This is a genomic window from Vibrio proteolyticus NBRC 13287 (assembly GCF_000467125.1).
GTDB lineage: Bacteria > Pseudomonadota > Gammaproteobacteria > Enterobacterales > Vibrionaceae > Vibrio > Vibrio proteolyticus.
The window spans coordinates 136516-149320 of record NZ_BATJ01000013.1 but is presented as its reverse complement, the minus strand read 5'-3'; the positions used below and the strand labels follow the sequence as shown (position 1 = coordinate 149320).

The following is a 12805-nucleotide window of genomic DNA, read 5'->3' as shown; positions in this document are numbered from 1 at the left end:
GATCAGAGCGATTCGATGTCTTGTGTGCGTGCCGTCACGGTTTTTTATCATCACCATCAGGATTTTTAGTTGTTGTTTTGTCAGGCGCCTTCTTATAATCGCGCCGTTCTAAAGAGAACCTACTGTGTATTTTACAGCATCTCGTTAGGCGAGGCTCCTGTTCAAACATAGGCCACTGATCCCACGACATCGAGAGATGCCCAGGATTAGGACAGTTATCATCGGCTTAAGGTGTTAACCCAAGTGGCTTTCACGTCAGTGAATACGTTGTACAGTGCTGAAGCTAAGACGTGGGGATTGTTCCTTCCTTCTTATACAGCTTTTATTTTCTCGACCTTCAACTGCTGTTTTCTTGCATCAAAGATCAATCAATTCAGGTCTGTCCTGAGTCACATGAGGTATGTGTGATGAATGTAATGAAAACTACTAACCCTGTTGTAGTAGCAGCTCAAATCAAGCAACTCACCGCTTTTTCTCACAAACTGGCGAATGCGCCAGACAGCGAAAAGTGGGTACAAAAACTGGTCAATTTGTCTGATCAGGAAGCCAAATATGTTCTGTGTCAGTTGTCACAAGCGCAATTGGTGACCATTTTCAGCCGTATCTCTCCGGAGCTGGCGGCGGACGTTGTGGCGTATATGCAAAAGCCTCAGCTGGAAGCCGTTCTGACTGCGTTACCGCAACGGACGGTGGAAAAACTGCTGCGGATTTTGCCGGCACACGAAAGAGAGGCGATCTTCGACTTCCTGGCCAATGAAGAAGCGTTGCAGTTGCAACGCAAGCTGAACTGGCCGGACGAATCGGTCGGCGCCCACATGCACTCAGATGTGCTGACCTTATCCGTGACCCAAAGTCTCAGCGAAGCGAAACAGGTACTCTATGAGGCCTGGGATACACCGCACCATCACCTCAATAATATGTATGTGGTGAACGAGTACGGTCAGCTTGTTGGTGAAATCAGCCTGAAAATGCTGCTGGTTGCGTCGGCAGATCAAACCCTGAGCGACATCATGCAGCCCAAAGGCGAGGTGCTGGATGTCTCTCTGGATCAGGAGCAGGCATCACGCCGCTTACTGGATCTGGATGTTACGGTGTTACCGGTCGAGCACAATGGTTTGCTGGTTGGTTTCTTCTTCCTGGATGACGCGGTTGATATCCTGGAAAAGGAAACCACAGAAGATGCGGCGATGCAGGGGGGTTCAATGCCGCTGGATGCCAGCTATCTGCAAACCTCTCCTTGGAACTTGTGGAAAAAACGCATTGGCTGGTTGTTGGCGCTGTTTCTGGCCGAAGCTTACACCGGTACGGTATTGAGAGCGTTTGAAGAGCAACTGGAAGCGGCCATCGCGCTGGCATTCTTTATTCCGTTGTTGATTGGGACCGGAGGCAACAGTGGCACACAGATCACCACCACTATTATCCGGGCAATGGCCGTGGGCGAAGTAAGTTTGAAAAACCTCGGTTCGGTGCTGAGCAAAGAGTTGACCACTGGAGTGATGATTGCGCTTGCCATGGCTGGCGCGGCTTGGGTGCGAGCCTGGAGTCTGGGGGTCGGTGTTGAGGTCGGGCTGGTGGTGACACTGACCATTCTGGCCATCGTACTGTGGAGCGCATTTGTATCGTCCATCATTCCGATGGTACTGCGCCGCTTAAGTATTGACCCGGCGGTGGTTTCTGCGCCGTTTATTGCCACGCTGGTCGATGGCACGGGCCTGGTGATTTACTTCGAAATCGCTAAGTTGATCTTGCCTGAACTGGCATAAAGACAAAGCCTCCGTAAGGAGGCTTTTTTATTTTCGGCGATGTCAGTTATTCTGCGATGCCGCCTTGCGTCAGCTTGGCCGGGTCGAGCAGGCGTTCGAGTGTCGCCCGGTCGAGATCGGTTTGCTCTTCAGCAACGTCAATGATCGGCCGACCCTGCTGGTACGCCAGTTTGGCGATCTCAGCCGCTTTCAGATAACCAATCACCGGGTTCAGTGCGGTCACCAGAATGGGGTTGCGTGCCAGGGCGGTGTCCAGGTTGTCACGACGCACTGTAAAGGTGGCGATGGCTTTATCAGCCAGCGCAACAGCGCTGTTACTCAACAGCTCGATGCTTTCCAGCACGTTATGCGCGATCACAGGGAGCATGACATTGAGTTGGAAGTTACCGGCTTGCCCCGCGATGGTAATGGTGGTGTCGTTGCCGATCACTTGGGCTGCGGCCATGGCTGCGGCTTCTGGGATAACCGGGTTCACTTTGCCGGGCATGATGGAGGAACCCGGTTGCAGGCCTTGCAGCTCAATTTCACCCAGTCCGGCTAACGGGCCCGAATTCATCCAGCGCAGGTCGTTGGCGATTTTCATGATCGCGACAGCGGCGGTTTTTAACTGGCCGGATAATGCAACGATGGCATCCTGACTGCTGAGGTTAAAAAAGAAGTCGTCGCTGGCGGCAAAACGGACATGTGTGTCTTGGGTCAGATTATCGGCAAACGCGCGTGCAAAACGTGGATCCGCATTGATGCCGGTTCCAACGGCTGTTCCGCCCTGTGCCAGCTGTTTGACCGATGTCAGCGCACTTTCGATGGCGGATTTTGCGTGGCGGATTTGTTGTTGCCATCCGCCTAATTCTTGTTCGAAAGTGACTGGCATGGCGTCCATTAAGTGGGTGCGACCGGTTTTCACCACGTCCGCCAGTTCGGCTTTTTTCTTTTCCAGTACGTCAATAAGGTGTTCCAGTGCCGGAAGCAGCTGTTTTTCAGTCAGCAGTGCGCTGCTGACCTGAATAGCGGTCGGTATCACGTCGTTGCTGCTTTGGCCCATGTTAACGTGGTCATTGGGGCTGACATCACCGCCGAGCTGGGCACTGGCTAATGTGGCGATCACTTCATTGGCATTCATGTTCGAACTGGTGCCTGAGCCCGTCTGGAACACATCAATCGGAAAATGCTCGAGATGCCGGCCGTCAATGACCTGCTGAGCCGCGTCTGCGATCGCATTGGCGATGTCACCTTCGAGCAAACCGAGCTGCGCATTGGTCAGGGCTGCGGTTTGTTTGATTTGAGCCAGTGCCTGAATAAAAGCAACGGGCATGGTGTGGTGGCTGAATTGAAAATTGTCGACTGCGCGCTGGGTCTGAGCCTGGTAGAGAGCATCCTTTGGGACGTTCACATCGCCCATACTGTCTTTTTCAATCCGATATTGTTGAGTCATGGTGTATTCCTTTTCGGCTACAAAGGCGTATTCAAACGCTGTAATTCTTGTTTTAAGGATAGGAACTTTATGTCGCCATCGGAGATATGATCGTAAAAACGTTTCAGACACAGCAATGGCGTATGTACGGCATCCAGACAGATCTGGCGAAAGACGCGCGAGCGAGTCGTATCGTCAATACCGTCTAATAGATGAAAGTACACCTGACGCAGAAACAGCTCACACAACAGTGGATTCTGATGTTCCGTCCCGTATTCATAATAAGAAGTCAGTAAGAGCCCACAATGGACATAATTGCAGATAATATCAGGCTCGAAACCGCACGCGGTATAAGGATCCAGAAAACGATCCTGAGCTTGATAAAAGGCGCGATAGAGGGCTTGTTGTTGTTCCATAGGGCTCTCACTGTTTTGTTAATGATAATTATTATCACTAAATGCGAGGTGAAGCAACCTTAACACACGCCCATTACTGCCAACCCCCAGTGGTAACAATGATAATTTAAACTAACGATAGAACTTGCGAATGGATGAATCATATTTAATTTAGTATTCAGTCTGGTTGTTTGTTGTTTGCTAACACGATCTCTATTCTCAGTCATTATTGGCGCTGCTGCGCTTGATAGAGAGAGCGAATTAATGAACCTGACCCTGGACTATCTTTCACTCGCGATTTTGTTTGTTGTGCTGTTGATCTTTGTTTATGGCCTGATCGTGTTGCATGACATTCCTTATGAAATGGCGAAAAAACGCAATCATCCGCATCAGGAAGCGATTCACGTTGCAGGCTGGATCAGCCTGTTTTTTCTGCATGTGATTTGGCCGTTTCTGTGGATATGGGCCGTATTGTATGACCCGGACACTAAGCGCTGGCGTGGTATGCAGACGGAGGTGACTCAGGAGCAGTACGATCAACTGCTGGCGCGCATTGAACAGTTGGAACAACACAACGAGGTGAAGTGATGGAAACGTTGATTATTCTGAGTTACATCGCACTATGTGTGGTGGTGTTTAAAGTGTTCCGTGTGCCAAAAAACAAATGGACACTGACCACCGCCAGCGTGATTGGCATGTTTCTGGTCGGATGGATTTTTCTGTACATGGCGATGTATCAGCCCGTTTCGCGCATGGCCCGGGTGTACAGCGTGACCACACCAATCACGTCGCGAGTCGAAGGGTTGATCACCCAGGTCTACATCAAGGGAAACGAAGCGCTGAAAGCCGGTGACCCTCTGTATCAAATTGATCCGGCGCCATTTCAAGATAAGGTTGAGCGAATCGAGAGCGATATCCAGCGCACCGATGCGGCCATTGCGTTTTATCAGTCAGAGCTGGATCGCTACAAAAACCTAGGCCGAAAAGGCTTCTCGTCACAGGAGAGTATTGACACGGTTGAATCCAACTTATTGGCTCAACAGGCGCAAAAGTCGCAGTATCAGGCACAATTGTCGCTGGCAAAATTCAACCTGGATGCAACGACAGTGCGTGCACCAACGGATGGGTACGTCAGCCAGATGGCGTTGCGCCCGGGAATGAAGAGTCGAATGGTGCCGTTTCAGGGCAATATGACGTTTGTTCATCAAGAAGACAAACAGATATTTGCGGCTTTTAAGCAGTCACCGGCGCGCTACATCAAAGTGGGGTATCCCGCGGAAGTGACGTTCAACACCATTCCCGGCCATGCGTACAAAGCGCATGTTGTGCAAGTGAACGACATCATGGCACAGGGATCATTCCAACCCTCAGGTAAGTTGCAATATCCGGAACGCATCCCGGCGAATGGACGTCTACTGGTCAAGGTCGAACTCGACGAGCCGGCGTTATTGCAGGGCATGCCTGTACCTGCCGGAGCTGACGCCCACGTTGCTGTGTATTCACCAAAGTGGGAGATGTTCAGCATCGTACGCAAAGTGATACTACGAATGCAAAGTTGGCAGAATTGGGTATTTGAAGGTTAAATCCTCACTCAGCGAGAATGAGTAAAAGGGCGGATTCAGTGGCAAGGAAATTGTGCACTGAATCCGCTTTTTTGTGCCTGCTTTTTTTAGGCGGAGGGCGAAAAAGATAGTATCCTCTGCTGTGCAACAACAGGCTTATTAGGTCTCACTCATCGGTTTCACGGAGGAAGCATGAGTCACAACCACTGGGAGCAGTTTTCCCGGAACTTTGAAGCAAAAAATAACTACGTAGTGGGCGAAGACAATGTCCGCAGGATCAAGCAACGTTTATCTGCGATCAGCTCGGTTGGAAAACTGTTGGAATTGGGTTGTGGCAACGGCACTTACACGGAGTGTTTTGTCGATCAGGCCACGTCAGTGACCGCAACGGATTTGTCGGATGCCATGTTGGCGGTGACTGCGCAGCGCTTTGAGAATGAACCTAAGGTCCACGTCGAAAAAGCCAACTGTTTTTTCCTGCCTTACAAAGATGACACCTTCGATACCGTATTTATGGCCAATCTGCTGCATGTGATTCCCAATCAGGAGCGGGCGCTGATGGAAGTCCGTCGCGTGCTGAAACCGGCTGGTCGCTTGTACATTCTCAGCTATACGCAACATGAAATGAGCCTCTGGGAGCGTTGCAAACTGCGTTTTCGTTACACGCTTGCCTATCGAACTAAGCCCCGTCATGCGATTGTTCTTACCCCCTCTCTGACAGAATCGTTTTGCCGCGCAGCCGGTTTTAATGAGGTTCAATGCCAGATGTTAGGCAGCAAGGTGAAAGCGGTATTTGCTCAGGTAGTGACAACATAATCATTTAATAATCAATAAGATGGATTGACTTTTTCTCAAAGGCAAGCACAATGTGAACCGTTTTTTAAACCACGAAATGCTGACAAGAGGACACCCAATGGATCGTAATCTCATCCGGCAACTGCAAAGCCAGAGTTCCTGGCGATTGTTTTTTCTCGCGCTGGTGACTCTGGGGATCTACACCGCGTACTATGCGAAGAGTCAAAGCGAGAAAGTTAACGCCCTGCCACACGGTATGACGCCGATTAATCAAGGTTTCATGGAGACGGTATTCGGTCTGGCCTGCATCGGTATGATGACGCGGGTACTGTCGATACTGCTCTACGACAATCTGATGTTGTCTCTTGTCGACAACCTGATTGGGTTGTCAGTATCGATTATGCTGCTGATTTGGGGTTTTAAGGCGCGTAACCGGGTGAACGCGGCGCTTGGGTTTGAGCCGGGTTCAGCACGGGCTTTCAGTGCGTTGTTTACGGTGTTGTTTACGCCCTTGTATTTCAACTATAAGGTGAACTGCCTGTGTGAAGAGCTGGACTCTGATGAGCAGAGCACGCAGACGCAGCTTGATGCCTAATAAAAAGCGACGCGGATGCGTCGCTTTTGTTGAACCCAGGTCAGCGATTATTGGTCGTTTAAGCGTGGCTCGACCAGATTAAAGCGATTTGGGATCTGATTATCGAGGACAGACATGAAGCGGTTAAGCAGTTGTTTGTCACCACTGAGCGTAATTTTGCCACTCTTGACGGCCTGTTCGGGGGTGACTTTGCCTCCCAGCACGCTAAACAGTGTCAGGTTATCCGAGCTGATTGTGCCGCTGCTGTCTTTTGGTTGGTAGTCTTTCGATGCGTTCATCACACCATTTTCGATTTCCACCCCATAGTTTTCACCGTTGAGTTTGAAATCAAACGCGATACGGCCTGCCTGAAGCGATTTTTCCGGCACAATGCGTGTTGCGAAGACCTGCATCATCAAATCCGATGGGATCGCTTTGATCACGTCCGGACCGGCGGTGTTGATTGGCTGTGGCAGCATTTGTTTATTGCGCAGCTCCTGGGCTGCGGTAAGGTACCAGTTACGCACCAGAGACGTTTCTTCCTGATACCCGAGTTGCTCAAAGGCATCCGCCATCAGATAGTTAGCATCGGTGTTGTCTTTGGTGTAAGCGACAATATTGTCCAGTAACTGAACCGTGAAGGCGTAGTCGCCTTTTTGGTATGAGTCGAGCGCTTTTTCGATCACCTTGCCCTCACCGCCGAATGCAGCAACGTAACGCTGACCGGTTTCGGCGTCGGTATGGCGTGCCAGCTGCACAGGGTTGCCGTCGTACCAGCCGAGGTTATTGACATAAGTGGCGATCACGTTGTTTTCGAAATTGCCGTAGTAATCGCGGTTGTACCACTGTTTCATGATCGGATCGGCGATCTCAATGTGTTTGGCGATATCGCGCGGGCGATAACCATGGTTGGCCAGACGGGTGGTTTGATCATTGATGGCCTTGTAGAGATCACGCTGCCCTTTCATGTAGCTGACGACATCCTGATTACCCCAGGTAGGCCACGTGTGTGGTCCAAACAACACCTGAGCGTGGTCCTGCCAGTCGATGATCGCCTGGTTAATGTAGCTGGCCCATTTGCCAGCATCCCGCGTTTTAGCGCCACGTAGCGTGTAGATGTTGTGTTGCAACTGGTTGACATCTTCTGCCATAGAGATAGCGCCCCAAGCCGGGATTTCAAACACCATTTCAGCGGGTGCTTCGGAGTCCGGCGCCAAATGGAACTCAAACTTCAGGCCATCAATGGTGACTTCCTGCTTATTGTGTGTGATTTCATGTACAGCGGTAGGCAGCCCGTTGTCGCCATTTGGCACCAGCGGCCCCAGTGCTGCGGTTGTGATGCCTTTATCGTTTTTCGGTAAGACGGCGCCGTATTGGTAAATTGAGCGACGGCTCATGATGTTCCCAAATAAGACGTTTTCACTGACCGCTTCTTTCACAAACCCTTGCGGTACGTAAATCGGAATACGCCCGGATTGGAAGTCTTGTTCGGTGGCGAGACCGGTTTGGATCACCCCTTCAATACCACCAAAATGATCGGTGTGCGAGTGGGAGAGAATGATCGCTTTGAGCGGACGGTTACCGCGATGTTTGGCATACAGCTCGTAAGCCATTTTCATCGTTTTTGGCGAGAATTCGACGTCATAGAGAATGATGCCGTTCGGGGTTTCAATAATGGTCAAGTTGGCCAGATCATTGCCGCGCACCTGATAAATTTTATCGGGCAAAACTTCATATAAGCCGCCGCGGTTGACTAACTGAGAATGGCGCCACAAGCTAGGGTTGACGGTCGCCGGAGCGGGTTTTCCCTGCACAAACTGCATGGCCGGAATATCGGCAACACCTTCAATTAGGCCGCCATTGGGCAACGGTGCAATGAAGCCACGGTCGGCTTGTTGAAACGCTTTTGTGTCGGTGAAATCGAGCTGCTGATAAACCTCGTCATTGGCCTTGGTGGTGAAGTCAGTGGCGTCTTTGGTTTGGGAAGTAAACTGGTAGCTGCTCAGCGGTGCAGCGTAAAGTGACGGCGAAATCAATAGCGCCAACGGCACAAGTGCCAGACGTTTGGTTACAATGAAGCTCACGGGCATTACCTCTCTAACTGAGTAAGAGTGGCAGACAGCTCTGCCACGGACTAAGTTAGAGTAAGTGGCGCTAACTGATTGATCGATAGAGCAACCGTAAAAAGTGGATTAAATATAATTCATCTTTTATTTGGCATTTGATTTATTTTTATTGAACTTAATTTGGCAGTCAGCGTGGATGGATGCAGCCGAGAGCCAACATCAGTGAAACTGGGTAGAACAGGCATTCTGGTCGGGTTATTGCTTCCGACACCCATGTTCGTGTTGGGGCATGGGTATCTGCAATCGGAGAGAGTAGGGTGGCGTATTTGTTCACGCAGCGCGGACACACACATACCGGGTTCGGATCATCGAATGGTAAGAACCGTTATCGGCCGTGCTGCCAGATGAACAAGTACGCCAGAAAAGAACTAGGCGGTCAGGGTAAACAGTTGGAGACCGAGAATACCGCTGATTCCCATCACCACAATCAACGACGCTTTGAACACGGCCTTGGACCAGAATTCGTAGTTATCATAGTTGACCGGGCGGAAAGTCACGCGTAGCCAGTAAAGACAGACCAGCGCGGCCACGGCAAGAAATTCATATTCCGCCTGACCAAACAGAAACAGGGCCATCGCGACGACGCTGAACGCAACCACGTAGGCTTTCATGTGTTTCTGAGCTTTCATGATACCGGATTTGACCGGCAGTACCGGAATACCGGCTTCACGGTAGTCCTGGATCCTGAACATCGCAATCGCGTACGAGTGTGGCATTTGCCACAAACAGAACAAAGTGAACAACAGGATTGCTTCAATACCGATGTAGTTGGTGACCGCCAGATAGCCCACCAAAGGCGGAACCGCGCCGGAAATACTGCCAACCGCTGTACCGTATACTGAGGTGCGTTTGTACCACATGGTGTAAAAGAAAACGTAAAACACGTAGCCCAGCAGGACCACCACTGTCGACAGTGGGTTGACCTTAAGGTACAGCGTTGCGGTACCGGCCAGCAACAGTACCAGAGCGTACACAAATGCAGCATCGATACTGATTTTACCCTGAACCATTTCGCGGTTGCGGGTACGCGCCATTTTGAAATCAATGTCGCGGTCAAAAATATTGTTGACCACACAGCCGGAGGCTATCACCAGTGCAACCCCAACCATGGTCACTGCAAGCAGTGACCCGGTTGCTGGCTCTGATTTGGCTGCGAGGAAGAACCCCGCAGCCACAGAGATCAGGTTGCCGAAAATGATGCCTGGCTTGGTCAGTGAGACATAGCTTTTCAGCATATCAGACCTACAGCATCATATTTTCGTGCAGGTTCCACATGATCCATAGGGAACCTGCAATCAGGATCAGCACCACAATGGCACTGAACACCAGTGACACCATGTTCCATTGGCCTGCTTCGGTTTTTACTTCCATGTGCAGGAAGTAAGCGAAGTGAACCACGATCTGCACGATGGCACAGCCAAACAGCAATGCGTAGGTGGTCGCTTCCGGCAGAGTTTGCGTCCAGGCAAAGTAAAACGGGATCACGGTCAGGATCAGTGAAAAGATAAAACCTTTCACGTAATCGCGTGCACCGGTGTCTGCGTGTTGATTGCTCATTACATCACTCCTACCAGGTAAACAATGGTGAATACACAGATCCAGACGATGTCCAGGAAGTGCCAGAACAGGCTCAGACACTGGAATCGGGTTTCCATCATCTCATTCAGGCCTTTGGTGCTCAGCTGGTGGTAACACACCGCCAGCCAGATCAGACCAAACGACACGTGCAGACCGTGTGTACCGACCAGCGTGAAGAACGCAGACAAGAATGCGCTGCTTTGCGGGCCAAAGCCTTCTTCAATCAGGTGATGGAACTCGTAGATCTCCATACCGATAAAGCCCAGGCCGAACAGGAAGGTCACGGCCAGCCACAGTTTCATCGATGAGAGATCTTTGCGTTTCATCGCAATCATCCCGAAACCGAATGTGATACTGCTCAGCAGCAGTAGCATGGTTTCGACGAATACGAATGGCAGTTCAAAGATCTCTTTACCGTCCGGGCCATTGGCGGTTGCGCCAGCCAGTACCGCATATGTTGCAAACAGGGTTGCAAACAAAATGCAGTCGCTCATCAGGTAAATCCAAAAACCAAACAGCTTGTTACCACCGGTATCATGGTGGTGATCATGAGCGTGAGTATTAGCGTGCATAGGTCACCTCCATATCGTCTTCGTCACCGTCAGTCTGAGGCGTTGCCTTACCAGCTTCAGCCAGTTTCGCGCGGCGCTGCGCTTCGACTTCTTTAATTTCTTCAACGGTAACGTAGTAATCCACGTCTTCGTTGTAACTGTGACGGATACAAGCGACGACGATGCCGACAAAGCTCGCGGCAGCCAGCCACCAGATGTACCAGATCATTGCGAAACCAAAGATCATGGCCCAAGCGGACACATACATACCCGTTGGCGTGTTCTTTGGCATGTGAATAGGCTCGTATTCGACTTCTTGCTCAGGTTTGAATTCACCACGCTGTTTCTGGTACCAGAATGCGTCGACTTCATCGCCTTTTGGCAGGTGAGCGAAGTTGTAGAACGGCGGCGGTGAGGACGTTGCCCATTCCAGAGTACGTGCATCCCACGGGTCACCCGTCAGATCCAGGTTCTGGTTGCGGTCACGAATACTGACGTAGATTTGCACGAACTGGCACAGTACGCCAAGTGCAATAACCGCTGTACCGGCAGCTGCAATCGCCAGCAGCGGGAAGAACTCAGGATTCAGATCCTGGCTGATACGGCGAGTCATACCCATAAAGCCCAGCGCGTAGAGCGGCAGGAAGGCCATACAGAAACCGATGATCCAGCAGTAGAACGCACGTTTGCCCCAAGATTCGTTCATCATGAAGCCTGTTGCTTTCGGGAACCAGTAAGTCAGTGCCGCGAAACAGCCAAATACCACACCACCAATGATTACGTTGTGGAAGTGAGCGATCAGGAAGACCGAGTTATGCAGAACGAAGTCGGCACCTGGTACCGCCATCAGTACGCCAGTCATACCCCCGATCGAGAAAGTGATCAGGAAGCCGACGGTCCACAGCATAGGAGTGGTGAACGTGATGCGGCCTTTGTACATGGTAAACAACCAGTTGAAGATCTTCACCCCGGTCGGGATTGAGATAATCATGGTGGCGATACCAAAGAAGGCATTCACGTTTGCGCCGGAGCCCATGGTGAAGAAGTGATGCAGCCATACAATGAAGGCCAGCACCGTAATCACGATGGTCGCCCACACCAGCGAGGTATAACCGAACAGCTTCTTACGCGCAAAGGTCGCGGTGACTTCGGAGAACACACCAAACACCGGCAGCACCAATATGTACACTTCCGGGTGACCCCACGCCCAAATCAGGTTGACATACATCATCATGTTGCCCCCCATGTCATTGGTGAAGAAGTGCATGCCCAGATAGCGATCCAAAGTCAGTAGCGCAATGGTTACGGTCAGAATTGGGAACGAGATGATGATCAGGATGTTGGCGCACAGGGAAGCCCAGGTGAACACCGGCATTTTCATCAGCGGCATAGACGGGGTACGCATACGTAATATAGTGACAAAGAAGTTCACACCCGTCAGCGTCGTGCCCACACCGGATATTTGCAATGCCCAGATCCAATAGTCGACCCCGACCCCGGGGCTGGCGTCAATACCAGACAAAGGAGGGTAGGCCAGCCAGCCAGTACGACCAAATTCGCCAACACCCAGTGACAGGTTTGTCAGAATCACACCAACCACAAACAGCCAGAAGCTCAGGTTATTCAGGTAAGGGAATGCCACATCACGCGCACCGATCTGCAGAGGGATCACGATGTTCATCAAACCGATAACCAGAGGCATCGCGACGAAGAAAATCATGATCACACCGTGGGCGGTGAAGATCTGGTCATAGTGGTGCTGAGGCAGGTAACCTGCTTCACCTGCTGATGAGAGCAGTTGCTGGCTTCGCATCATCACCGCATCGGCAAAGCCGCGCAGCAACATGATCATTGCGACTGCAATGTACATGAAACCAAGTTTTTTGTGGTCTACCGAGGTAAACCATTCATTCCAAAGGTATGCCCATTTGCCCGCTTTGGTAACGGCCGCAAGAACAGCAACGCCGACGATCGCGATAACGGCCAGCGTTATCATGATAATCGGCTCATGATATGGAATGGAATCGAGAGTTAATCTTCCAAACATAGG

The 12805-nt window shown here is 51.0% G+C and carries 12 protein-coding genes and 1 riboswitch; of the genes, 5 read left to right on the top strand and 7 right to left on the bottom strand.

What is annotated here, in order from left to right; genetic code table 11:
- Nucleotides 1-133: 133 nt before the first annotated feature.
- Nucleotides 134-303: riboswitch (M-box (ykoK) riboswitch) on the top strand.
- Between the two features lie 104 nt (nucleotides 304-407).
- Nucleotides 408-1763 (top strand): magnesium transporter, encoded by a 1356-nt coding sequence (mgtE, locus tag VPR01S_RS16200; RefSeq protein ID WP_021706444.1) that lies wholly within the window; start codon nucleotides 408-410, stop codon nucleotides 1761-1763.
- A 46-nt stretch (nucleotides 1764-1809) separates the two neighbouring features.
- Here mgtE and VPR01S_RS16195 read toward each other — a convergent pair whose 3' ends face one another.
- Together VPR01S_RS16195 and VPR01S_RS16190 are read right to left on the bottom strand one after the other, a co-directional pair.
- A complete protein-coding gene (locus tag VPR01S_RS16195) occupies nucleotides 1810-3195 on the bottom strand; it encodes a class II fumarate hydratase (RefSeq protein WP_021706443.1) in 1386 nt (461 codons plus the stop codon).
- Nucleotides 3196-3212: 17 nt separating this feature from the next.
- Nucleotides 3213-3590, bottom strand: a complete 378-nt coding sequence (locus VPR01S_RS16190) for a hypothetical protein (RefSeq protein ID WP_021706442.1) — start codon at nucleotides 3588-3590, stop codon at nucleotides 3213-3215.
- Nucleotides 3591-3833: 243 nt separating this feature from the next.
- Between VPR01S_RS16190 and VPR01S_RS16185 the strand changes: the two genes are divergently transcribed.
- The 4 genes from VPR01S_RS16185 to VPR01S_RS16170 all read left to right on the top strand — a co-directional run bounded on the left by VPR01S_RS16185 (nucleotide 3834) and on the right by VPR01S_RS16170 (nucleotide 6521).
- On the top strand, nucleotides 3834-4157 hold the full coding sequence (locus VPR01S_RS16185; protein WP_021706441.1) for a DUF3302 domain-containing protein: 324 nt from the start codon (nucleotides 3834-3836) through the stop codon (nucleotides 4155-4157).
- A complete protein-coding gene (locus VPR01S_RS16180) occupies nucleotides 4157-5152 on the top strand; it encodes an HlyD family secretion protein (RefSeq protein WP_021706440.1) in 996 nt (331 codons plus the stop codon). Before VPR01S_RS16185 ends, VPR01S_RS16180 begins: the two co-directional genes overlap by 1 nt.
- Nucleotides 5153-5323: 171 nt before the next feature.
- Complete coding sequence (locus VPR01S_RS16175; protein ID WP_021706439.1) at nucleotides 5324-5947, top strand: class I SAM-dependent methyltransferase; 624 nt, start codon at nucleotides 5324-5326, stop codon at nucleotides 5945-5947.
- A 97-nt stretch (nucleotides 5948-6044) separates the two neighbouring features.
- On the top strand, nucleotides 6045-6521 hold the full coding sequence (locus tag VPR01S_RS16170; protein ID WP_021706438.1) for a DUF4234 domain-containing protein: 477 nt from the start codon (nucleotides 6045-6047) through the stop codon (nucleotides 6519-6521).
- Nucleotides 6522-6568: 47 nt separating this feature from the next.
- Here the strand turns inward: VPR01S_RS16170 and VPR01S_RS16165 are convergent, their stop codons facing one another.
- The 5 genes from VPR01S_RS16165 to cyoB all read right to left on the bottom strand — a co-directional run bounded on the left by VPR01S_RS16165 (nucleotide 6569) and on the right by cyoB (nucleotide 12802).
- A complete protein-coding gene (locus VPR01S_RS16165) occupies nucleotides 6569-8584 on the bottom strand; it encodes an alkyl/aryl-sulfatase (RefSeq protein ID WP_245580798.1) in 2016 nt (671 codons plus the stop codon).
- A gap of 410 nt (nucleotides 8585-8994) precedes the next feature.
- Complete coding sequence (gene cyoE / locus VPR01S_RS16160; RefSeq protein WP_021706436.1) at nucleotides 8995-9861, bottom strand: heme o synthase; 867 nt, start codon at nucleotides 9859-9861, stop codon at nucleotides 8995-8997.
- Between the two features lie 7 nt (nucleotides 9862-9868).
- Nucleotides 9869-10183, bottom strand: coding sequence for a cytochrome o ubiquinol oxidase subunit IV (gene cyoD, locus VPR01S_RS16155; protein WP_021706435.1), 315 nt, complete (start codon nucleotides 10181-10183; stop codon nucleotides 9869-9871).
- Nucleotides 10183-10776: a cytochrome o ubiquinol oxidase subunit III gene (gene cyoC / locus VPR01S_RS16150; RefSeq protein WP_021706434.1), complete on the bottom strand. Its 594-nt coding sequence runs from the start codon at nucleotides 10774-10776 to the stop codon at nucleotides 10183-10185. The genes cyoD and cyoC overlap by 1 nt, the downstream gene beginning before the upstream one ends.
- A complete protein-coding gene (gene cyoB, locus VPR01S_RS16145; RefSeq protein WP_021706433.1) occupies nucleotides 10766-12802 on the bottom strand; it encodes a cytochrome o ubiquinol oxidase subunit I in 2037 nt (678 codons plus the stop codon). The genes cyoC and cyoB overlap by 11 nt, the downstream gene beginning before the upstream one ends.
- Nucleotides 12803-12805 lie beyond the last annotated feature (3 nt).